13 protein-coding genes, 2 tRNA genes and 3 rRNA genes are annotated in these 23,666 nt (G+C 45.4%); 8 read left to right on the top strand and 10 right to left on the bottom strand.

The window, feature by feature from the left end; genetic code table 11:
• Positions 1 to 105: 105 nt before the first annotated feature.
• The 10 genes from MUCPA_RS26020 to MUCPA_RS25970 form a co-directional block, all read right to left on the bottom strand.
• Positions 106 to 4,221, bottom strand: coding sequence for a hybrid sensor histidine kinase/response regulator transcription factor (locus MUCPA_RS26020; RefSeq protein ID WP_008510462.1), 4,116 nt, complete (start codon positions 4,219 to 4,221; stop codon positions 106 to 108).
• A 200-nt stretch (positions 4,222 to 4,421) separates the two neighbouring features.
• Positions 4,422 to 5,648, bottom strand: coding sequence for a right-handed parallel beta-helix repeat-containing protein (locus MUCPA_RS26015; protein WP_008510460.1), 1,227 nt, complete (start codon positions 5,646 to 5,648; stop codon positions 4,422 to 4,424).
• 245 nt (positions 5,649 to 5,893) lie between these two features.
• Positions 5,894 to 6,005: ribosomal RNA gene (gene rrf / locus MUCPA_RS26010) — 5S ribosomal RNA — on the bottom strand.
• Between the two features lie 315 nt (positions 6,006 to 6,320).
• Positions 6,321 to 9,198, bottom strand: a 23S ribosomal RNA gene (locus MUCPA_RS26005).
• A 266-nt stretch (positions 9,199 to 9,464) separates the two neighbouring features.
• A tRNA-Ala gene (locus MUCPA_RS26000) sits at positions 9,465 to 9,538 on the bottom strand.
• 89 nt (positions 9,539 to 9,627) lie between these two features.
• Positions 9,628 to 9,702: transfer RNA gene (locus MUCPA_RS25995), tRNA-Ile, on the bottom strand.
• Positions 9,703 to 9,953: 251 nt separating this feature from the next.
• Positions 9,954 to 11,476: ribosomal RNA gene (locus tag MUCPA_RS25990) — 16S ribosomal RNA — on the bottom strand.
• The 16S, 23S and 5S rRNA genes sit together here with 2 tRNA genes alongside, the layout of an rRNA operon.
• Before the next feature lie 824 nt (positions 11,477 to 12,300).
• On the bottom strand, positions 12,301 to 12,549 hold the full coding sequence (locus tag MUCPA_RS25980; RefSeq protein ID WP_008510458.1) for a HypC/HybG/HupF family hydrogenase formation chaperone: 249 nt from the start codon (positions 12,547 to 12,549) through the stop codon (positions 12,301 to 12,303).
• Positions 12,550 to 12,619: 70 nt separating this feature from the next.
• Entirely contained in the window at positions 12,620 to 13,453 is an 834-nt protein-coding gene (gene hypB / locus MUCPA_RS25975) for a hydrogenase nickel incorporation protein HypB (protein WP_008510456.1), read from the bottom strand.
• Between the two features lie 21 nt (positions 13,454 to 13,474).
• Positions 13,475 to 13,816, bottom strand: a complete 342-nt coding sequence (locus MUCPA_RS25970; protein ID WP_008510453.1) for a hydrogenase maturation nickel metallochaperone HypA — start codon at positions 13,814 to 13,816, stop codon at positions 13,475 to 13,477.
• Between the two features lie 195 nt (positions 13,817 to 14,011).
• On the opposite strand from MUCPA_RS25970, the gene MUCPA_RS25965 reads away from it, so the two are divergent.
• The 8 genes from MUCPA_RS25965 (at position 14,012) to MUCPA_RS25930 (ending at position 23,631) form a co-directional block, all read left to right on the top strand.
• A complete protein-coding gene (locus MUCPA_RS25965; protein ID WP_008510451.1) occupies positions 14,012 to 15,142 on the top strand; it encodes a hydrogenase small subunit in 1,131 nt (376 codons plus the stop codon).
• Positions 15,143 to 15,171: 29 nt separating this feature from the next.
• Positions 15,172 to 16,896, top strand: coding sequence for a nickel-dependent hydrogenase large subunit (locus tag MUCPA_RS25960; RefSeq protein WP_008510449.1), 1,725 nt, complete (start codon positions 15,172 to 15,174; stop codon positions 16,894 to 16,896).
• Between the two features lie 15 nt (positions 16,897 to 16,911).
• Entirely contained in the window at positions 16,912 to 17,664 is a 753-nt protein-coding gene (gene cybH / locus MUCPA_RS25955; RefSeq protein WP_008510447.1) for a Ni/Fe-hydrogenase, b-type cytochrome subunit, read from the top strand.
• Positions 17,651 to 18,148: a hydrogenase maturation protease gene (locus MUCPA_RS25950; RefSeq protein ID WP_008510445.1), complete on the top strand. Its 498-nt coding sequence runs from the start codon at positions 17,651 to 17,653 to the stop codon at positions 18,146 to 18,148. Before cybH ends, MUCPA_RS25950 begins: the two co-directional genes overlap by 14 nt.
• A gap of 21 nt (positions 18,149 to 18,169) precedes the next feature.
• Positions 18,170 to 20,539: a carbamoyltransferase HypF gene (gene hypF, locus MUCPA_RS25945; protein ID WP_008510443.1), complete on the top strand. Its 2,370-nt coding sequence runs from the start codon at positions 18,170 to 18,172 to the stop codon at positions 20,537 to 20,539.
• Between the two features lie 13 nt (positions 20,540 to 20,552).
• Positions 20,553 to 21,656, top strand: coding sequence for a hydrogenase formation protein HypD (gene hypD / locus MUCPA_RS25940; protein ID WP_008510441.1), 1,104 nt, complete (start codon positions 20,553 to 20,555; stop codon positions 21,654 to 21,656).
• Between the two features lie 42 nt (positions 21,657 to 21,698).
• A complete protein-coding gene (gene hypE, locus MUCPA_RS25935) occupies positions 21,699 to 22,742 on the top strand; it encodes a hydrogenase expression/formation protein HypE (RefSeq protein WP_008510438.1) in 1,044 nt (347 codons plus the stop codon).
• A gap of 82 nt (positions 22,743 to 22,824) precedes the next feature.
• A complete protein-coding gene (locus MUCPA_RS25930) occupies positions 22,825 to 23,631 on the top strand; it encodes a nickel transporter (RefSeq protein WP_008510436.1) in 807 nt (268 codons plus the stop codon).
• Positions 23,632 to 23,666: the final 35 nt, after the last annotated feature.

Raw genomic sequence — 23,666 nt, 5'->3', positions numbered from 1 at the left:
AGGTTGAAAAGGCCTGACAAGGGGGTAAAATGCAGCCTATTTAGGGGGAATAATCGGGCTAATGCTAAATAATAGTTAAATTAAACGCAATACGCCATTAACTGATCAAAAAGTTGAAGCCGAATTTTGTTCAACATACTCTGAGGGCGCTTTGCCAAACTGTTTCTTAAATTCTTTACTGAAATACTTCCGGTCGTTAAAGCCAACAGCATAAGCAACACCGGCTATAGTGAGTTTATTTTGACTTAACAATAACGCCGCCTGCTTTAACCTGGCCGATTTAATAAAATCGGTAATGGTTAAATCGGTAAGCGCCTTAATTTTGCGGTAAAGTACGGTTTGGCTCATGCCGATCTCTTTCACCAGTTTCACAACATCAAAATCCGGATCTTCCATATTGCGCTCAACGATGTCCATCAACTTAGTTAAAAACTGCTCGTCGGGCGAATCGATCACCTTATTTTTAGGCATTAAAGTAACCTGCTGAGCATATTTTTGCCGCATGGCCTGCCGGGCCTGCAATAAATTGCGGATGTTCAGTTCGAGTATCTGCATACTGAAGGGCTTGGTGATGTAAGCATCGGCCCCTGTTTCTAACCCGCTAACCTGGTGTGTATGGGCGGCTTTGGCGGTGAGCAGTATAACAGGAATATGGTTGGTACGGTCGTCGGTTTTAATTTTTGAACACAGCTCGAGGCCATCCATAACCGGCATGGTTACGTCGCTGATAATCAGATCCGGGATAAGCCTGGTAGCTGTTTCCCAACCTTCATGGCCATTAACGCTCTCATGAATTTCATAGCTGTTGCTCAGGGCTTCCTTCACAAAACCACGCACTTCCTCATTGTCCTCAATTAATAAGATCACCGGCTTTTCAATATCCCCCTCCTTTAATAACTCTTCATTTAAAACAGGTTCGGGATAATAAGGCTGATACGAAGATGGTTCCTGAATAATTTCGTCTACCAGTTCATCATCGCTAAAATGGGTCTTACCCTTTAGTACCGACACTTTAAAGGATGTGCTCCCGGAATGATCGGCAGTGGCGGCTGTGCTGTTAACCGAGATTGTGCCTTGATGCAGTTCAATTATATTTTTGGCCAGAGCCAAACCGATGCCCCAGCCGGATGATTTTGAAGAATGCTTATCCTGGTAAAAATTTTCAAAAATATGTTGTTGCGCCTCGTCAGATATCCCGATGCCGTTATCGGTAATCAAGATATCGATCGTATCTGCGCCTGAAAATACAGATAGCGTGATGCTGCCGTTATCAGGTGTAAATTTAAACGCATTGGATAAGATATTAAAAAGCACCTTTTCAAATTGCGGGCCATCAAAATACGCGGGGATACCTTGGCTATCGCACTCAAAACGGTAGGTCATGTTTTGGGCTACACTCAACCGCTCGAACGACATATAAATATCATAGCAAAACTTCACCATATCATGTTCTGATACGTAGAGCTTCATGTGGCCGGTTTCAACTTTCCTGAAATCAAGCAATTCGTTAACCAACCTGATCAAACGATCAGCATTTTGTTTTACGTAAACCAGTTGCCGGCTTATCACACCATGATCAAGCGTTAAATCAATCAGCTTTTCAACGGGCGCCAATATCAGGGTAAGCGGTGTCCTGATCTCGTGAGATATTTTGGTAAAAAAATCGAGCTTTAGTTGATATACTTCCTGCTGGCGTTCATAATTCAGATGTTCATAATATAAATCGCGCTCAAGCCTTGCCTGCCTGCGGAAAAAGCGGATCACCAGATATAAGATCAGCAAAAAAGCGGATACATAGAACACGTACGCCCACCAGGTCTTCCATAAGGGCGGCAATATTTTGATATGTAACGATTTAACGTTTTTACTCCATAAGCCATCGTTGTTGCTTCCCCGCACTAAAAAATTATAATCGCCGGCAGGCAAATTGGTATAAGTGGCCGTTGGGTTGCTTACATAATTCCAGTCCTTTTCAAAGCCTTCCAATTTGTACATGTAGTGATTCCTGTCAGGCTTATCATAATTAAGGGCGGTAAAATCGAGGCTAAAAACGTTTTGGTCGTGTGTGAAGATAATCTGGTTTGTTAAGCTGATATCTTTTGTTAACAGGTTGGTTTTATCCATAATATTTACAGGCCTGTTAAAAAGTTTTAAACCGGTAAACAACACCGGTGGGGCAATACCGTTCTCTTTAATTTGTTTCGGACTAAAATTTACCAACCCATTGTACGTGCCGAAATATAAATTACCGGCTGCATCTTTAAACGATGAATTGTAGTTAAACTCGTTTGTTGGTAAACCATCCTTTACGGTATAAACCTTCACCTTCCCGGTATTGATGTTAAATTTTGCCAGGCCATTATCGGTACTAACCCATAAGTACCCATCATCGCCCTGCTGAATATTTAATACATTATCGCTCGGCATGCCATTTTGGGTGGTATACGTTTTAAACGTTTGGCTTTTCGCCATAAACCTGCTCAGGCCGCCATGAAAAGAGCCTATCCAAATATTGCCGCGACTATCTTCCTTAATGCAATTGATATAGCCTACTCTTAAACTGTTACTATCGAGCTCATTGGCCTTGAACCAGAAAAATGATGATGCCCCGGCCTTCAGCACATTGAGTCCCCCGGTGGTACCCGCCCAGATATTATGCCTGGAATCCTCATAGATACACCTGATGCCACGGCTGCTTAAATGTAAAGGATTGGCAGGGTTGCTGATGTACTTACAGAATTGTTGCTTCGATTTGTCAAAAATTACCATCCCCATCGATGTGCCAATCCAAAACCGGTTGCTGCTATCTTCAAGCATGCAGCTTACAATATCACTGCTGATGGAATTCGGATCGTCGGCATTATGGCGATAATGTTTAAAACTATCACCTGATGGCATCAATAAATCAAGCCCGCCCTGATGCAGGCCCACCCACAGGTTATTCTCCTTATCCCGGTAAAGTGCTTTAATAAAATTTGTACCTATGCTGCCCGCATCGCCGGGATGATTAATATAGTGTTTAAAGGTACCCTTAGCCTTGTCGAAGTAATTAAGGCCGTTGCCTTCGGTACCAATCCACAGGTTTTGCTTTGAGTCGGCAACAATAGCGCTTACAATATTACTGCTGATGCTGTTTTTAAACTTGTTGCTTTGATAAACCGTGAACGGAATACTGTTAGGCTGGATGACGTTAACGCCGCCAAACATGGTGCCTATCCAAATGGTGCCGTTATTATCCAGGTAAATATCTTTAATGGAATTATCGCTTAAGCTATTCCGGTTTTCAACATCGTGGTCGTAGTGAGTAAACTGTTTGGTACCGGGGTCAAAAATATTAAGGCCATTCATGGTGCCAATCCACAATTTCCCTTTTTTGTCCGGCATAATCTTCCGCACATCATTATTACTCAGGCTGTTGTTATTAAAAGGATCGTGCTTAAAATGACTAAAGGTTGAAGTTTGAGGATTAAAAAGATTTAACCCACCAGTTTCGGTACCTATCCAAAGATTACCGTGCTGATCTTCGGTTATGGTTTTAACAAAATTGCCGTCGAGCCCCTGCGGGTTTGATGGCGAGCTTGTAAAAGAAGTAAATGTGTATCCGCCGTTTTTAAAAGTCATCCGGCTTAAGCCCTCTGTAGTACCAATCCACAAATTTTTGCTCCGATCCTCATAAACCACATAAACTTCATTTCCGGCTAAGCCTGGCTGAGTGCGGCTTGACTTAAAAAAACGGGTGAATTTTTGTGACCCGCCGGCCGGCAGCATATTTAGCCCGTTATTACTGCCAAACCACCTGTTACCCCTACTATCCTGATAAATGCAGTAAATACTATTACCGCTTAAACTATTACTGTTGGCCGGATTGTTCAGAATACGCTGGAACGAATCACTTTCGGGCAGGTATTTGTTGAGCCCTTTTACGGTGCCTATCCAAAGATTTTTTTCCCGGTCTTCAAATACCGAAAATATGTAATCACTGCAACTGATGCTGGTGCTATCCTGGTAATCGTAATTATATACCTTAATGTGGCGGGCATCATACCGGTTAAGCCGGTCGCGCGTACCGAACCACATATAACCCCTGCTATCCTTAAAAATAGAGAGTACCGTACTTTGCGAAAGCCCATTGGCAACAGAGAGGTGATCGAAAGAGATCTGGCCGAACGAGGTATTACAGAAGGTAAAAATTAAACAAATCAGGATTAAATTTTTTCTCATCTCGTACCGTAACAATTACAGATGCCTTATCAACTCCTAAAATTAACATTTTTTTAAGTTTAATAAAACACTCTGTTAAAGTTAACAACGGGATGCTTTGGGCGGGTAACATCAACAAGGCGATACCGGCCCCTGGCAAATAATACGATCCATTTTACCAGGGGCCGATACGGCCCTATTTATCAATCACACTACAATACTCAATAATTGCCGGAGTTGCTGATACCGCTCCTGAGGTACAAATTACCCGCAGCGGTTTGATTATTATATACACCGCCGCCTGCTGCGTTAAAATTAGTTACATTAAGGTTGCTGCCGTTTACCCAAATAGTTCCGTTAGGAATCAGGTTGTTTTGGATGAGGATTGAATATTCGGTATCTGTTGTATTATCGCGATAGTAACCTACGCCATGATAGGCATCGTTTGCGGCACTATCCATGTTGATGGTATTGCCTGATACAATTACGTATTTAAGATAGGGGTATGCAGGCAAATTTGAATACTCATAGAGCAAAACGCCCGAATTATTCATGGTATTGGATGATATGGTCACATTTTGGCCGTTGCGCACTTTTACTGCACCACCACTCCCGTTTGCCGGCCAGCCGGAAATGGTGTTATTGGAGATAGTTAAGCCGTTAAAACTATGTGCATAAATACCATGATCTGTAAGCGAATCTATCGTGTTTAAACTTGTGTTCCGGTTGATCACGTTATTATCCAATAGCGAGTTGCTCTGGCTGTTATCATTAATACCACAAACAAAATAGCCGGTGGTACCACCGTTGCCAAAGGTATTGTTTAATATTTTGGCGTTGGTTGTACTTTTGGTCCACACGCCGCGCCCGGGGTCAGAAGAGCGGTGGCAAAACACACAATTGCTTACAAGCGAGCTATCTGTACTTACCAGCTCCACATAATCGTCTTTCAGATTATTGGTTTTATTGGTATTGACGTTCCGTTTACCGTAATCAAATATGCAATACTTAATTGCTATACTTTGCGCGCTTGTAACCACCATCCGGATGTTCCAGAACGTAATGCCAGAAAATAAACAGTTGTTAACTTCGGTGCCGTAACTTAAGGTAAGCTGGGTAGTTAAACCAGTGGCGTCGAATATGGGATTGGTACTGGTTTGCTTAACCAGTTTAACCCCTGCCTTCATCACAATTTTACCCGTTATAGTATAGGTACCGGCTTGTACAGATACTGTTTGGCCTGCACTGGCACCTGCTATTACCGCATTGATCTGTGCCAATGTCATACCTGTTTCGATAACATGATCGGCAACCGAAAAACTGCTGCTTATTGTTGCGGATTGATCGGGCAGAACCACAGAAGGAGCCACAACAGGATTTTTAGAACACGACAGGAGGCCTGCTGCCATAGCCATTGCCAGGAGCTTCAAAGTAAATTTTTTCTTCATAATGTTTGATTTTAGCTGTTTGATATTGTATGAAAGCGAATATGAGCTAAATCAACATTGATGAGGGGTAAATAATCGGTGTAAATAGGGTTGAATATTCGCTTTTAGCGGGAGGAAAGAAGCAAGAGGTTAGAGGAAAGAAGCAGGAAGTTAGAGGCGAGAAGCAAGATTTGAGAAGCAGGAGGAGGAAAAAGATTATCACATAAAAAAACCCCACTAACAAAAGTTAGTGAGGTTAATTTAAGATTGGGCACCGACCTACTCTCCCACGTTTTACCGCAGTACCATCGGCTCTGGCGGGCTTGACTTCTCTGTTCGGAATGGGAAGAGGTAGACACCGCCGATATAGGCACCTGAATTTCTTGTAGATTTCAGTATTGAGATCTGAGATTTGAGACTCTTTTCTGCTTGATACCGTCATCTGATATTTTATTTGTTTTAAGAATGATGTTACCTGATTGATCTACCTTTCCTCGACTTTCGTCTCAGATCTCATAGCTATCAGCTCACATCTCCTGTAAACAATGACATATTATTGAAAGAAGTAAGTTCCAGAGAAAACAACAGCTTTGTGTTGAGTGAACAGAATCAGGAGTTAAGAGTCAGGAAGCACGACCGAAGTCTTGTTTCTTTTTTCTTGCTTCTTTCCTCTGCTCACCGTTATTACCTGCTATGAGAAAGCTTCGGGTTATTAGTATTACTTGGCTATGATGTCACCACCTTTACACCGGTAACCTATCAACGTAGTAGTCTGCTACGACCCTCTATGGAAGTCTCATCTTGTGGCTAGTTTCGCACTTAGATGCTTTCAGCGCTTATCTATTCCGAACGTAGCTACTCTGCAGTACAGCTGGCGCCATAACAGATTCACTAGAGGTTCGTCCAACCCGGTCCTCTCGTACTAAGGTCAGCCCCACTCAAACTTCCAACGCCCACAACAGATAGGGACCGAACTGTCTCGCGACGTTCTGAACCCAGCTCGCGTGCCACTTTAATGAGCGAACAGCTCAACCCTTGGGACCTTCTCCAGCCCCAGGATGTGACGAGCCGACATCGAGGTGCCAAACCTCCCCGTCGATATGAGCTCTTGGGGGAGATCAGCCTGTTATCCCCAGCGTACCTTTTATCCTTTGAGCGATGGCCCTTCCATGCAGAACCACCGGATCACTATATCCGTCTTTCGACCCAGCTCGACTTGTCTGTCTCACTGTCAAGCAAGCTTATGCTATTGCACTCCACGTACGGTTACCAAGCGTACTGAGCTTACCTTTGAAAGCCTCCGTTACCTTTTTGGAGGCGACCACCCCAGTCAAACTACCCGCCAAACAATGTCCTCGACATTATCGAGTTAGACACCAAATACAGAAAGGGTGGTATTTCAACGTTGACTAACTGACTCCTAGCGAAGCCAGATCACAGTCTCCCACCTATCCTACACATCCTGTACCCGATATCAATGTTAAGCTATAGTGAAGGTGCATGGGGTCTTTCCGTCCCGTTGCGGGTAACCGGCGTCTTCACCGATACCACAATTTCACCGAGCTCATGGCTGAGACAGCGCCCAGATCGTTACACCATTCGTGCAGGTCGGAACTTACCCGACAAGGAATTTCGCTACCTTAGGACCGTTATAGTTACGGCCGCCGTTTACTGGGGCTTCAATTCAATGCTTCGCCTTGCGACTAACATCCCCTTTTAACCTTCCAGCACCGGGCAGGTGTCAGGCCTTATACTTCATCTTTCGATTTTGCAAAGCCATGTGTTTTTGTTAAACAGTCGCCTGGGCCTTTTCACTGCGGCTGACATTACTGCCAGCGCCCCTTCTCCCGAAGTTACAGGGCCATTTTGCCGAGTTCCTTAGCCATGATTCACTCGAGCACCTTAGGATTCTCTCCTCGACTACCTGTGTCGGTTTACGGTACGGGTTTTTATAACCTGAAGCTTAGCGGGTTTTCTTGGAAGTCTGGTTACCTGCTCTATCTGCTTACCCGAAGGCTCGCAGTACTATTGGGTTTCAGCAAAGCTTGCGGACTTACCTACATGCTCTATACCTACGCCTTTTAACGATCTATTCCGTCAGATCGCGGCAGTTTCACTACTCCGTCACCGCATCGCAGTTACAAAAAGTACAGGATTATTAACCTGTTATCCATCGGCTACGCCCTTCGGCTTCACCTTAGGCCCCGACTAACCCTGATCCGATTAGCGTTGATCAGGAAACCTTAGTCTTTCGGTGGGCGGGTTTCTCTCCCGCCTTATCGTTACTTATGCCTACATTTGCTTTTCTAAAACCTCCACAGTAACTTACGTATCTGCTTCACCGGTGTTAGAATGCTCCCCTACCAGATGCATTGCTGCAAATCCATAGCTTCGGTATACCACTTGATGCCCGTTTATTATCCATGCCCGATCGCTCGACTAGTGAGCTGTTACGCACTCTTTAAATGAATGGCTGCTTCCAAGCCAACATCCTAGCTGTCTGTGCAATCGGACCTCGTTAGTTCAACTTAGTGGTAATTTAGGGACCTTAGCTGATGGTCTGGGTTCTTTCCCTCTCGGCCCTGGACCTTAGCACCCAGAGCCTCACTCCAGCGTATATTATATAGCATTCGGAGTTTATCTGGATTTGGTAGGATTTGACTCCCCCGCACCCAATTAGTAGCTCTACCTCTATATAACTCAACCGCCAGGCTGTTCCTAAAAACATTTCGGGGAGTACGAGCTATTTCCCAGTTTGATTAGCCTTTCACCCCTACCCACAGATCATCCGGAAACTTTTCAACGTTTATCGGTTCGGTCCTCCAGTACCTGTTACGGCACCTTCAACCTGTCCATGGGTAGATCACAAGGTTTCGCGTCTACCCCCTCTGACTGCACGCCCTATTCAGACTCGCTTTCGCTTCGGCTGCGTGGCTGAACCACTTAACCTTGCCAGAGAGGAGTAACTCGTAGGCTCATTATGCAAAAGGCACGCCGTCACAGCTTGCGCTGCTCCGACCGCTTGTAAGTACACGGTTTCAGGTTCTATTTCACTCCCCTGTTCGGGGTTCTTTTCACCTTTCCCTCACGGTACTGGTTCACTATCGGTCTCTCAGGAGTATTTAGCCTTACCGGATGGTGCCGGCAAATTCCCACAAGGCGTCTCCGACCTCGCGGTACTCAGGATTCCACTATCCTAACCTAACTTACACTTACGCAGCTCTCATGCTCTATGGCCAGGTTTCCCACCCTGTTCAGTTTCATTCAGTTATTCATGTTGTGGTCCTATAACCCCAGGTATGCCGTAACATACCTGGTTTGGGCTTCTTCCCTTTCGCTCGCCACTACTCAGGAAATCACTATTGTTTTCTCTTCCTCTGCTTACTTAGATGTTTCAGTTCAGCAGGTTTGCGCATATTATGCATCCATTCTTCAAATGGATAGGTTTCCCCATTCGGAAATCCGCGGATTAATTCATATTTGCTAATCCCCGCGGCTTATCGCAGCTTATCACGTCCTTCATCGCCTCTGAGAGCCAAGGCATCCCCCGTGTACCCTTTCTTACTTTCTTCTACTATACCGCCTTTTGCTCGGTATGTATGCTTTTTTGATGGTTGCCTGTTTATTAGTATGGAGTAGTGCGTATTGAGTATTGAGATTTAAACCCCTTTCCTCTTTATTTACTATTTCCGTACTTCTAAAGCCTGACAACGTCTCTACTGTTGTTTTCTCTTTAATTTACTTCTTCCAATATGTCAAAGAACTTTTACCCCGGTCTTCCGTTGCGGATCGCCTTTTTCAATATCCTTACCTTGTTAGGTAAACTGGTGGGTATCGTGGAGAATAACGGATTCGAACCGTTGACCCCCTGCGTGCAAGGCAGGTGCTCTAGCCAGCTGAGCTAATCCCCCTTAAGACAGCTTTTAAGCTTGAAGTTTCTGGCCCGAAGCTTTTTGTTCTTGCTTCTTGCCTCTTACTTCCTGCTTCTTGCTTCACCTTGTAGTCCGGAGCAGATTTGAACTGCTGACCCCTACATTATCAGTGTAGTGCTCTAACCAAACTGAGCTACCGGACTTTTTAGTCTGCAGTCCTGAGTAATTAGTCTTGAGTCGGCTTGTTCTCCGTTAGCTGTTTTGCTAACTGCTAACTTCTGACTTGCGACTGATGACTTCAGACTTTCTTGAACTGCCAACTCTTGTTTCCTGTACCTATTATTAGTTACAGCCACTGATTGGCTTGTCTTTTGGGTGTTTTTTTATAAAAAGAAAGAAACATGTGCGTAGCGGGTCTTTTGTGGTGATTGTCGAGCTTGTGTATCTGCTCCAGAAAGGAGGTATTCCAGCCGCACCTTCCGGTACGGCTACCTTGTTACGACTTAGCCCCAGTTACCGACTTTACCCTAGGACGCTCCTTGCGGTTACGCACTTCAGGTACTTCCAGCTTCCATGGCTTGACGGGCGGTGTGTACAAGGCCCGGGAACGTATTCACCGCGTCATTGCTGATACGCGATTACTAGCGAATCCAACTTCACGGGGTCGAGTTGCAGACCCCGATCCGAACTGTGATCAGCTTTTGGAGATTGGCATCCTGTTGCCAGGTAGCGGCCCTCTGTACTGACCATTGTAGCACGTGTGTAGCCCCGGACGTAAGGGCCATGATGACTTGACGTCGTCCCCTCCTTCCTCTCTACTTGCGTAGGCAGTCTGTTTAGAGTCCCCACCTTGACGTGCTGGCAACTAAACATAGGGGTTGCGCTCGTTGCGGGACTTAACCCAACACCTCACGGCACGAGCTGACGACAGCCATGCAGCACCTAGTTTCGTGTCCCGAAGGACTGATCCGTCTCTGAATCATTCACTAACTTTCAAGCCCGGGTAAGGTTCCTCGCGTATCATCGAATTAAACCACATGCTCCTCCGCTTGTGCGGGCCCCCGTCAATTCCTTTGAGTTTCACCCTTGCGGGCGTACTCCCCAGGTGGAACACTTAACGCTTTCGCTTAGACGCTAACTGTATATCGCTAACATCGAGTGTTCATCGTTTAGGGCGTGGACTACCAGGGTATCTAATCCTGTTTGATCCCCACGCTTTCGTGCCTCAGCGTCAATCGAACCATAGTAAGCTGCCTTCGCAATTGGTGTTCTGTGACATATCTATGCATTTCACCGCTACTTGTCACATTCCGCCTACCTCTAGTTCATTCAAGCTCTTCAGTATCAAAGGCACTGCGATAGTTAAGCTACCGTCTTTCACCCCTGACTTAAAAAGCCGCCTACGCACCCTTTAAACCCAATAAATCCGGATAACGCTTGGATCCTCCGTATTACCGCGGCTGCTGGCACGGAGTTAGCCGATCCTTATTCTCAGAGTACATTCAACCTGGTATACATACCAGGGTTTATTCCCCTGCAAAAGCAGTTTACAACCCGTAGGGCCGTCTTCCTGCACGCGGCATGGCTGGTTCAGGCTTCCGCCCATTGACCAATATTCCTTACTGCTGCCTCCCGTAGGAGTCTGGTCCGTGTCTCAGTACCAGTGTGGGGGGTCATCCTCTCAGATCCCCTAGACATCGTCGCCTTGGTGGGCCGTTACCCGCACCAACTAGCTAATGTCCCGCATGCCCATCTTATCCCTATAAATATTTGATTATTAAACAATGCTGTTCAATAATGTTATGCGGTCTTAATCTCTCTTTCGAGAGGCTATCCCCCTGGATAAGGTAGGTTACATACGTGTTACGCACCCGTGCGCCACTCTCAAGGAAAGCAAGCTCTCCTATCCCGTCCGACTTGCATGTATTAGGCCTGCCGCTAGCGTTCATCCTGAGCCAGGATCAAACTCTCCATTGTAAATTTTAAGTTTTTAAATCTCTGACCCTACTTTATTATTTGTAGAATCTGTGTTATATATCTTTATACAGATACTCTCTTCTTCTCACGGTTCGAATCTCCCTTAGGTGATTCTCCCCGCTACGCTACATGTTACTTCTTTTTAAAGAACTTGATCGGATCCGCCTCACGCTTTTCCTTTTATATTTTTCACCGGTTGCCCGGCTCAAATCTTCTTGTTTTGTTAGTCCTGGAATCGCTCCAGGAACCTTTTCCTTTTCAGGATTTTTTGCCCCTTTCTTTTGGGACTGCAAAGGTAGCAAACCTTTTATTCTTTCAAAGAAAAATGTTTTATTTTTTTCTTTCGCTTTTCCCTCTTTTCTTAGCTTTTTCTTTTCGGATTCAGCCTCGTTTGCGGGTTACAAAGGTAGTAATCTTTTTAACTTTCTGAAATTTTATTTGAAAGTATTTTTTGATTACCCGTTTTGATCTTATCTTCTTCTTTTCTCACTCTCTCCATCAAAACCCTTTTTCAATTCAGGCTAAATTATGCCTTAATTTACTCGTATTCACCTTTTTAAGAACTTCCCGCTTCTTCGTTTGCGGGTTGCAAAGGTACGAGCTTTTTCTACTTAAGCAACCTGCTTCGCGTTTATTTTTACTTATTTATCCTAATACCCTGATAATCATTAAGTATAATTATCAGGGTATTGACCAGGATACAACTCATGCCGAGTAAAGCTTTCTTAAGGCCCATCAAAAGCAGGCTTAATCCGATCTAACCTATACCAAAATGGCAATTATACTCTATACATCGGGCCTTGGCAGTTCAGTTTGCCGTAACATCAGATTTCCAGTTCGTCCACCTCTCCCATCGCCTTCAAGTAACTAAATACCCTCGCTGCCTCTTCTTCGTCAACCTTGCTAATGGCTACCCCTACATGCACCAGCACATAGTCGCCCAATTTGGCATCGGGTACCATGCACAGGTTTATTTCTTTTTGAATACCTCCGAAGGATACCTTAGCTGTACGGAAAACATCATCCAACTGGGCGGTTATTGCTAATATTTTACCAGGAATAGCTAAGCACATGTGTTGCGTTTTAAAAATTGATTATTACTGGGTAAACTTTGCACCCGTTATTTATCTAACTCAAATCAGCCTAAACCGGTTCGGGTGCCAATACCTTTGATTTAAGCCAGCTGTACCACAAAGGCAATCCCTCGCCGGAAGTGCAGCTTAACTCGATGATCTCTAACTGATGGTTGATCCTTTTAGCATTGAGCTTAACCTTTTCTATATCAAAGGGCACATAAGGCAGCAGGTCAGTTTTATTAATTATACACAGCGTTGAGGAGTGAAACATATCGGGATACTTCAATGGCTTATCGTCGCCCTCTGTTACACTGATAATCACAACGCGCTCCTTCTCGCCCAAATCAAACATGGCAGGACAAACCAAATTGCCCACGTTCTCAATAAACAACACCGAGTTTTCTTTGGGTTTAAGTCCTTTTAGGGCGTTAGCAACCATATCAGCGTCCAGATGGCAGCCCTTTCCTGTATTAATCTGGGTGGCTTTTGTGCCCGTGGCGTGTATTCTGTCGGCATCGTTGGTAGTTTGCTGATCGCCTTCAATCACAGCAAATTCCATTTCGCCCTTCAGGTCGGTCAGCGTGCGTTCCAGTAAAGATGTTTTACCCGAACCCGGCGAACTAACGAGGTTGATGGCCAATACGTTTTTTGCATCAAAATATCCCCTGTTGCGCTGGGCCAGCATATCATTTTGGTACAATATATCCTTCTCCACGTCAATCACCGTTTTTTGATGCGGGTGATCATGGGTATGCGGATGCTCGTGAGAATGCGGATGATCATGCGGATGAGTATGCTCATAGCCCAGTACGTAAGGATGGTTATGAGTATGCGGATGATTATTATCCAAAAGATAAAAAGTTGTTTTGCCGCCCGAATCGCAGCCACATGTTGCACACATAATGTTTGTTTTTTATTTAATTTACGAAACCAGTAATGATTTTACCCTCAATTCTTTCCCCTGTATAATATTTAATAAATGCGCGCCACAAAAAGGGCAGGCATCATCATAGCGTTCAATAGCAAATTCGGTATCACAATCCAGGCACATTGCTTTGCCTGTTATCCTGTTAATATTTTTAACCGCGTATTGCAACTGTGTATATTTAACGGCCTGCTGCCAGGCAAACTCGAAAGCGTTCATCTCAATACCGCTCAACGTGCCAATATCAAGTTCTATTTCTTCTATGATGGCGGCGTTAGCGGTTGCGGCTTGCTGCTCGGCAATTTGGATGATGCTCATTACTATTGATAGCTCGTGCATGGCTTAGCTGATTAACAATGGAGAGTCTTATTATATCTAACTCCCATCTGTGAACTTTTCCAACCCAAAACTATCCATATTAACACGCTAAATAAGTGATCAGCATCACATAATAAAGTAATGTTCGCGCTTACTCCGCCCTTTCAAAGTGGATAAATTTGATTTTTTAATACAGTCCTCATTAAAAATCCTGCCATGAATAATGATCACATTTTGGTGCAACAGCCCACTTATTATGAAGAAGTTCAACGGAAAGGGTATTCCCGGCGCGACTTTATCAAGTTTGTGAGCATGATGACGGCCTTTATCGGCCTGGAACAATCGGCGCTGGGTAGTGTAACCAGAGCTTTAGAAACTAAACCAAGGATGCCTGTAATATGGTTGCACTTTCAGGAGTGTACGTGTTGCAGCGAAAGTTTCATACGCTCCTCCCATCCTATTGTTGCCGACATACTACTCGATAAAATATCATTGGATTATAGCGAAACGCTGATGGCCGCATCAGGCACACAGGCTGAAACTGCTTTAAAAGACACAATGGCCAAATATAAGGGCCAATACCTGCTTTGCATTGAGGGGAGCGTGCCCATGGGTGCCGAAGGGGTTTACTGTATGATAGGTGGCAAAACATCGTTGCAAATATTAGAAGAAGTATCCGAAGGATCTGCCGCTATTATAGCGTGGGGAAGTTGCGCCAGCAATGGCTGCGTTCAAGCAGCTAAACCTAACCCTACTGGTGCCACCCCTATTCACAAACTGATTAAAGGGAAACCTATTATAAAGGTACCCGGCTGCCCGCCCATAGGCGAGGTAATGGCTGGGGTGATTGTTCATTATTTAACTTTCGGTACCATTCCGGAGTTAGACAAACTTGGCAGGCCGAAAGCTTTTTACAACAAAAGGGTTCATGATACCTGCTACCGCCGTCCGTTTTATGATGCCGGCTTGTTTGTGGAAACCTTTGACGATGAAAACGCAAAAAAAGGTTATTGCTTATATAAAATGGGATGTAAGGGCCCATCCACCTATAACGCCTGTGCGGTAACCAAATGGAACGGAGGCACCAGCTTCCCTATCCAATCAGGCCACCCCTGTATTGGCTGTAGCGAAGAGAATTTCTGGGATAACGGACGACTTTACGAACGCGGATCGTCGTTCTCAGGTTTCGGTATTGAAGCCAATGCAGATGATATTGGCAAGGTAGGCCTCGGTTTAACTGTTGTTGCTGTAGCCGCCCATGCGGTAGCTACCAATATCGGCAAATCAAAACTGATACATGACCATGAAGCCGAAGGACGGGAAAGCGAGCATGAACTGGATTCTTAATTAAACCTGACCGAATTAGCTATAATATTATGAGCAAAAGAATTGTTGTTGACCCTATTACGCGTATTGAGGGCCATTTACGTATAGAAGCAGATATTGAGAACGGAAAGATAACCGATGCCTACAGCAGCGGCACCATGGTACGCCTGCTTGAAGAAATTTTGCGCGGCCGCGATCCGCGCGACGCCTGGGCCTTTGTGGGCAGGGTTTGCGGGGTATGCACCTCCATCCACTCTTTAACATCGGTAAGATGTGTTGAGGATGCGCTGGATATTACCATACCCGCAAATGCAGAAATGGTTAGGAATATCATGTTCTGTACCTCGTACATGCACGACCACGTGGTGCATTTTTACCATTTGCATGCGATGGATTGGGTTGACGTTTTGAACGCGCTAAAGGCAGATCCGAAAAAAACTTCGGAGTTGGCGCAAAGCATCTCCAAGTGGCCCAAAAGCTCGCCGGGATATTTTAGTGATATCCAAACCCGCATCAAAAAATTTGTTAACAGCGGGCAGTTAGGTATTTTTTCGAACGGCTACTGGGGGCACCCGGCCTATAAGCTACCTGCCGAAGTAAATTTAATTGGCCTGGCCCATTACCTTGAAGCGCTTGAATGGCAAAAGGAAATTGTAAAAGTGCATGCCATTTTTGGTGGCAAAAATCCGCATCCTAATTATTTGGTTGGCGGCATGGCTTGCGCTATTAATCTGAATGATGTGAGCGGCATTAACGCCGAGCGCCTGGCGTATGTGGGCCAGTTGTTAAAAGATGGCAAAGAATTTATAGAGCAGGTTTATATTCCCGATTTGATGACCATCGCTTCCTTTTACAAGGACTGGAGCAAAATTGGCGGCGGCCTGGGCAATTTCCTGGTTTATGGCGATCTGCCTACCAATGGCTACCGCGACCTATCATCTTATAAGTTTCCGGGAGGTGCTATCCTGAATAAGGACCTGAGTAAAATTTACGAGGTTGACCTGAAAAAAGATGATGAAGTGCAGGAGTTTATTACCCACTCCTGGTACGAATATGAAGAAGGGAACGATAAAGGTCTGCACCCATGGAAAGGCGAGAGCAAGGTAAAATATACCGGCCCTAAACCACCCTTTTCCCATTTAAATACCGACGAAAAATACAGCTATATCAAAACCCCGCGCTGGAAGGGCAACGCCATGGAAGTAGGCCCGCTGGCCCGGGTGTTGGTTGGCTATGCCAGGGGAAGGGAAGATTTTAAAGAAGTTGTGGATAAGGCCTTGAAAGATCTGGACCTGCCGATAACCGCCTTATTCTCAACCCTGGGCAGAACGGCAGCCCGCGGGCTGGAATGTATTTTAACAGCTCAATGGGGACTTGATTTTTATGATCAACTGATAGCCAACATTAAAAACGGCGATACACGGATGGCCGACATGAGCAAATTTGATCCGGCAACGTGGCCCAAATCGGCATTTGGTGTTGGGCACACCGAGGCGCCCCGTGGTGCCCTGGCTCACTGGATCAATATCCAGGATCAAAAAATAGCCAATTATCAGCTGGTGGTTCCCACAACATGGAACGCCTCTCCGCGCGACAACAAGGGGCAAAAATCGGCTTATGAAGCTGCGCTGATCAATACACCCGTTGCCGACGAAACACAACCCCTTGAAATTTTAAGAACCCTGCACAGCTTTGACCCCTGTATGGCTTGCAGTGTGCATTTATACGATGAGCATGGGAACACCATCAGTAGGATCAGTGTACTGGGCGATTAATTAAAAGTAAAATGTATGGCAACTAAATATTTACGTATACCCCGCTTAAGAAGAGTATACGTGTGGGAATTACCGGTAAGGTTTTACCACTGGCTAAATGCCCTGGCTATAGTAGCATTAATTGTTACCGGCTTTTTTATATCCAACCCACTGGCCCTGTTAAGCAATAAGGATGCTTCACACCAATATACCATGGGCTGGTTCAGGTTTATCCATTTCGCGGCGGCTTATATTTTCTTTTTTAATTTTTTATTTCGCCTGTACTGGGGCTTTGTAGGTAATAAGTATGCCAATTGGCGGCAGTTTATACCTACGTCCAAAAGGTTTTTCCGGGAGATATGGGTAGTTTTTAAAATCGATATCCTGATGCTGAAAAAAAACGGACAGCAACAGGAGCATCTCAGTATCGGCCATAATGCCATGGCCGGGTTTATTTACTTTTTAACTTTTATAGCCTTTTTGGTGCAATGCCTTACCGGCTTCGGCCTGTATGCGGGCATGTCAACCTGGTGGCTGCCTAAGCTTTTTGCCTGGGTTCCGGCGCTGCTCGGCGGCGATATACTGACCAGGCAGATCCACCATTGGTCGATGTGGTTTTTTATTTTGTTTGTGGTGATCCATGTGTACCTGGTATTTTACCATGATTATGTAGAAGGCCGCGGCGAGATGAGCAGCATGGGCGGCGGATGGAAATTTATTGAAGAAGACGTATTTGAGAAAAACCTGCACCAAACTCCAAACCCCGAAAAAACAGATGAAAAAAAATAAAACACTGATACTGGGCATAGGCAATTATTTAATGGGCGACGAAGGTGTAGGCGTGCATATAGCCAGCCGGATGGAGCTTGAAGAGTTACCCGCTACCGTAGACATATTGGATGGCGGTACCGGGGGCTTTCATCTGCTGGGATTTTTTGAGCTTTATCACCATGTTATTTTAATTGATGCCACGCTTGACGGGAATCCCCCAGGTACTATCCGTTTAATAAAACCCAAATTTGCCGGCGATTTTCCGCCAGCCATGAGCACGCACGATATCGGCTTAAAGGATCTGGTAAGCGCATTGCACCTGTTAGACCAAATGCCCGAAATCGATCTTTTTGTAATCAGCATCGCCTCTGTCCAGCAACAGGGTATTGAGCTTAGCCCCAATATTGAGCGGATTGTGCCTTCGGTAATTGACGAGATCAAGTGCTTACTCGGTAAACGGCACCGCATGCCGGGTAAACATCAGTTAACGTGCCTTTCATAAATAATTAAGTACCGTAAAACAATGGCAACCTATCATATTCATTTAAACGGCATTGTTCAGGGCGTAGGTTTCAGGCCAGCAGTATATCACCTGGCAACAGAGATGGACCTGAAAGGGTACGTAGAAAATGGTAGTGACGGTGTTAATGTATTTATTAACGCCACTAAAAGCGAAGCAAATTTATTTTTTGAAAAACTAAGGCTGCATGCTCCGGAACGATCTAAAATCAGTTCGGCCAGCATTCAAAAAATACCACATCAATTATTCAGCGCATTTTCAATCGCGTTAAGCAAAGATGCAGCAAGCGAAAAGCAAGTATCCATACCGCCGGATCTGGCTACCTGTGCCAATTGCCTTGCCGATTTGCACGATGTAAACAACCGCCGCCACCGGTATCCTTTTATTACTTGTACGCAGTGCGGCCCGCGTTACTCCATTATCAATAGCCTGCCTTACGAAAGGCATTACACATCCATGAGCCGTTTTGAGCCTTGCAAAACCTGCGGCCATGAGTACAACAGTTTAACCGACCGGAGATTTTTTTCGCAAAGTAACTCCTGTACACAATGCGGTATAAGCCTCATACTGCAAAAGGATGCATCATCTGTGATGTTAACTAATGTAGGTGATATTTTGAGCAAGGTTAAAATATTATTGAAACAGGGAAAAATCATAGCTGTAAAAGGTATTGGCGGGTATATTTTGCTGTGTGATGCCCAGCAAAATGCAACAATCAAATTATTACGAAGCCGCAAACACAGGCCGTCAAAACCCTTTGCCATTTTATATCCCGATATAAAAACAATCCAAAATTATTTTGAGGTAAGCGATAACGAGAAGATGTTTCTCACAAGCGTTGAAGCCCCCATCGTATTATTGCATCCTAAACGGTTAGCACGGCGGTCGCTCGCCATCAATCACATTGCTCCGGGCTTGAACAGGTTGGGGGTGATGATTCCTTATAATCCGCTATTTGATTTAATTGCTCGCGATTACGGCAAACCGCTGATCGCGACAAGCGCCAACATTTCGGGTTCGCCAATTATTTACCGTGACGATGATGCCCTGAATTATTTATTTGACATAGCCGACTATATAGTAAGCCACAACCGCGCAATTTTGGTTCCGCAGGACGATAGCGTAGTACAGGTATCAAGCCTTACAAACCTGCCGGTTATTTTAAGGCGATCAAGAGGTTATGCACCCTCGTTTCTGCAATATCAGGCCAGGGCCGATCAATCTATCCTGGCAACAGGGGCATTTATAAAAAGCAGCTTCACGCTTGCTCTTAAAGGGAATGTTTTTGTAAGCCAGTTTTTAGGGAGCGGCGAAAGCTTTGAATCGCAGTTGATGTACCGGCATACTTTGGAGCATTGGCTGAACATGTACACCGTAAAGCCCGATTTAATTATTGCCGATAAACACCCGGACTATTTTTCGCACCAATACGCCCATGATCTGGCGCGGAAATTCAGCGTGAAACTTAAGCTTGTTCAGCACCATGAGGCCCACTTTGCAGCTATCCTTGGTGAGCATCATCATTTATTAAGTACCCCAAAGCGCACTATGGGTGTGATATGGGATGGCACTGGCTTAGGGCACGACGGGCATATCTGGGGAGGAGAGTTTTTCACCTACCAAAACGGACAGATGCGCCGCTGCGCTCACTTTGATTATTTCCCTTCCATCGCCGGTGATAAAACCGCTTTAGAACCCCGCATTGCCGCTTTGTGCGCATCCCACCTGGTTTGCCCCCCATCGCGCCAGCTCAAAGAAAAATTTACCGTAACCGAATGGAATAATTACCAGGCTTTGATTAACAATAGTAAACTGCACACCTCATCGGTAGGTCGCCTATTTGACGCCGCGGCATCTCTGCTGGGCATATGCGACAAGCAAACTTATGAAGGCGAAGCCGCCCTGTATTTACAAAAGCTGGCAGAAGATTACGTTGCCGCTCGCGGTTATTGCAACTGTAAATCCTACTTTGAAGGAAAGCCAGAGGGTGATGGCGTGCCCACAGGTGCTTTAATTGAAGGGATGATCAAAGATCTGCAAGGCGGGAAAGATAAAGGTTATATAGCCGCCCGGTTTCATTACTCGCTGGTTTGCCTGGTTGATGCCATGGCGTTGAGGTTTAAGGTTACCGACATCTGTTTTAGTGGTGGAGTTTTTCAGAACACCTTGCTGGTTGATTGGATCAGGAGTAAATATACGGGTAAATATCAGCTGTACTTCCATATCAACCTCTGCCCTAACGACGAAAACATCTCTTTTGGCCAGATGGTATATGCAGAGAACAACATCACAAGCGCCGAAGGCGGCATACATCAACCCAATTTTAACCAAACAGACCATGCCTTATGCGCGGCAGAAGAATTAATTAACTGAACGATTATACCGTATGAAATATGTATCAGAGTTCCGTTCACCGGAGGTAGTGGCATCTCTTTTAAAAGAGATCAGGCAAACAGCAAAAGGCAACTGGAACATTATGGAAGTGTGCGGTGGCCAAACCCATTCGCTGGTAAAAAACGGTATCCTGAATATGCTGCCTCCCAACATCCAGATGCTGCACGGCCCTGGCTGCCCGGTTTGCGTTACACCCGTTAACCTGATTGATAAGGCTGTGCACCTGGCTACCGACCACGGAGTGATCCTCTGTTCGTTTGGTGATATGATCCGCGTGCCAGGCAGCGGCATGAGCCTGCTCGAGGCAAAATCAAAGGGCGCAGACATCCGCATTTTATATTCGCCGCTTGATGCCGTTAAAATTGCCAAAGAAAACCCGGAAAGGGAAGTTGTTTTTTTTGCTGTTGGCTTTGAAACTACTGCGCCTGCAAATGCGCTCTCGGTTATCCATGCAGCCCGCGAGGGGGTAAAAAATTTCTCTATCCTCACATCGCATGTTTTGGTGCCGCCAGCTATGGAAGCCATTATGAGCGATGCCGAATGCAAGGTTGACGCTTTTTTAGGAGCCGGCCATGTGTGTGCCATTATGGGGATGGACGAGTATTACCCTATAGTTGAGCGTTATAAAATCCCAATAGTAGTAACGGGGTTTGAACCGGTTGACCTTTTAAGCGGCATACTGATGGCTGTAAAGCAATTGGAAAGCGGCCAATATCAATTAGAAAACCAATATAGCCGGGTAGTTGAAACCCAGGGGAATAAAAATGCCATGATGGCGATAAACGAAATATTTGAAGTAACCAACCGCGAATGGCGCGGCATTGGGGCCATACCCTTTAGTGGTTATGGCGTTAAAGATAAATATAGCGCCTATGATGCCATCAAAAAATTCAGGATAACGATCCCGGAATCGCATGAAGACCCAAGTTGCCTGTCGGGCGAGGTGATGAAAGGAAAGATCAAGCCAAACCAATGTCCCAACTTTGGAACAAAATGTATCCCTGTAAAACCTTTGGGCGCGCCGATGGTGAGCAGCGAGGGTGCCTGCGCGGCTTATTACCACTTCCATGCAGCGGCCGACAGGATAGCAGGCTAAGTACCCTAAAGTATTAATGACACTAATAAGCAACACCAAGCAATGATGATGAATCTATCTTGCCCGCTCCCACAACTGGATTTTGATACGATTAATTTAGGGCACGGCAGCGGCGGCACCTTAACCAGCCAGCTATTGGATGCGGGCGTATTTAACTTATTTGAAAACGACCTGCTCAACAAAAAGCACGACGGTGCCATATTTACCCTGAACGGCAAAGTAGCCATGAGTACTGATACTTATGTGGTGTCGCCGATTTTTTTTGAGGGGGGCAACATTGGCGACCTGGCTATTAACGGTACCGTTAACGATTTGGCCATGTGTGGCGCGGCCGCCAAATACCTTACGCTTGGCTTTGTGCTGGAAGAAGGTTTAAAGATGACCGAGTTTTGGGAAATATTACTGAGCATTAAAACAGCCTGCCAGGCAGCGGGTGTACAAATTATAACCGGCGATACCAAAGTGGTTGAAAAAGGCAAGGGCGATAAGATATTTATTAACACTACCGGCATTGGCCAGGTGCATGCAAAGGCAGATATTGATATAAGCAATATTAAAGCCGGCGACCAGATTATTTTAAGCGGTCCACTGGCCCGCCATGGTATTACTATTGTAAGCCATCGCCAGGGTTTACAGTTTGAAACTACCATGAGCAGCGATACCCGCCCGCTTAACGATATTATTTTAAAGCTACTGGATGAATTTGGCCACCAGATCCATTTTTTACGCGACCCCACCAGGGGCGGATTAGCAACCGTATTAAATGAGATTGCCGTACAGGCACAATTGGGTATTACCATTGCCGAAAAAAACCTGCCCGTAGAAGAGGAAGTACAGGGAGCCTGCGAAATGCTTGGCTTCGATCCGCTTTATGTAGCCAACGAGGGCTTATTTATTGCCGTGGTTGATGCCGCCATTGCTCAGCAGGTTCTGCAGCAAATCAAACAATGGGAATTTGGATCAATGGCCAGCCTGATTGGCGAAGTAACCGCAGAGCATCCCCGGCAGGTAATCATGAAAAGTAAAATTGGCGGCCGCCGGGTTGTTAATATGCTGGCAGGCGAACAGTTACCCAGGATATGCTGATCTGTATCATAAAAAGTATGCCGCTATTAGTCGGGAGTCCTGAGCCTGGAGTCTTGAATAATTTCGGTGCGCCTAATTGACAATGAATAAATTGAACACTTTAAACTCAACACTAAGGCTAAGCCACATTACTAACATCGTATTCAAACAAAATAACATGCTTTTTACCTTTCCGCTCCTGCTAACTATTTATGCCGGGTTTACCCATGCCTTTGAGGCCGATCATCTGCTCGCGGTAAGCAATATCGTCTCCCGGCGAAACCGCATTTGGCTCTCCATGAAGGATGGTGCTTTCTGGGGCCTGGGCCACTCGTCTACCATTTTTTTAATTGGTATATTGATGATACTTTTTAAGGTAGGCATCTCCGAACATAGCTTTCATTACTTTGAGGCCGCTGTTGGTGCCATGTTGATAATTTTAGCTATTTACCGGTTAATTCAATTTGGCCGCGGTAAAAACATCCTACTCCATCAACACCAGCACGCTCACAATTATGCGCCGAGGGCATACCAAAAGTCACCGGTATATCTGGCAACCCAGTACACTTTAAAACCGTTGCCTTACTATGCGCAACCAATTCATACACATCATCACACGCATAAACTGGCTTATGGTGTTGGCCTGGTACATGGCCTTGCAGGCAGTGGCGCCCTGGTAGTACTGGTAATGGCTCAAATTAAAAGCCCGGTACACGGCTTATTCTATTTATTAGTATTCAGCGTGGGATGTATCGGCGGGATGTTGGTTGCTGCAGGATTGTTCAGCGTACCGTTTTCAAAAAAATTAATCCAGGCCCCCACCCTGCAAAGTTTGTTAATTGTGGCTACGTCGATACTCTGTTTAGTATATGGCGGTAAGGTAATTTATGATAACCTGATGTTGTTATAAGTAATGGACCCGGCCAACCAAAAAAAAGGGATGAC

This window comes from Mucilaginibacter paludis DSM 18603, from assembly GCF_000166195.2.
In the GTDB taxonomy this organism is placed as follows: Bacteria; Bacteroidota; Bacteroidia; order Sphingobacteriales; family Sphingobacteriaceae; genus Mucilaginibacter; species Mucilaginibacter paludis.
Note: the sequence above shows the minus strand (reverse complement) of the source record. Positions and strands in the feature narration are given on the sequence as shown.

Bases quoted from the DNA above. Each gene is read 5' to 3' on its own strand.
- MUCPA_RS25965 (WP_008510451.1), top strand. From the start codon at position 14,012: ATGAATAATGATCACATTTTGGTGCAACAGCCCACTTATTATGAAGAA.
- cybH (WP_008510447.1), top strand. From the start codon at position 16,912: ATGGCAACTAAATATTTACGTATACCCCGCTTAAGAAGAGTATACGTG.
- MUCPA_RS25950 (WP_008510445.1), top strand. From the start codon at position 17,651: ATGAAAAAAAATAAAACACTGATACTGGGCATAGGCAATTATTTAATG.
- hypB (WP_008510456.1), bottom strand. From the start codon at position 13,453: ATGTGTGCAACATGTGGCTGCGATTCGGGCGGCAAAACAACTTTTTAT.
- MUCPA_RS25980 (WP_008510458.1), bottom strand. From the start codon at position 12,549: ATGTGCTTAGCTATTCCTGGTAAAATATTAGCAATAACCGCCCAGTTG.
- MUCPA_RS26015 (WP_008510460.1), bottom strand. From the start codon at position 5,648: ATGAAGAAAAAATTTACTTTGAAGCTCCTGGCAATGGCTATGGCAGCA.
- MUCPA_RS25960 (WP_008510449.1), top strand. From the start codon at position 15,172: ATGAGCAAAAGAATTGTTGTTGACCCTATTACGCGTATTGAGGGCCAT.
- hypF (WP_008510443.1), top strand. From the start codon at position 18,170: ATGGCAACCTATCATATTCATTTAAACGGCATTGTTCAGGGCGTAGGT.
- MUCPA_RS25930 (WP_008510436.1), top strand. From the start codon at position 22,825: ATGAATAAATTGAACACTTTAAACTCAACACTAAGGCTAAGCCACATT.
- hypD (WP_008510441.1), top strand. From the start codon at position 20,553: ATGAAATATGTATCAGAGTTCCGTTCACCGGAGGTAGTGGCATCTCTT.
- hypE (WP_008510438.1), top strand. From the start codon at position 21,699: ATGATGATGAATCTATCTTGCCCGCTCCCACAACTGGATTTTGATACG.
- MUCPA_RS26020 (WP_008510462.1), bottom strand. From the start codon at position 4,221: ATGAGAAAAAATTTAATCCTGATTTGTTTAATTTTTACCTTCTGTAAT.
- MUCPA_RS25970 (WP_008510453.1), bottom strand. From the start codon at position 13,816: ATGCACGAGCTATCAATAGTAATGAGCATCATCCAAATTGCCGAGCAG.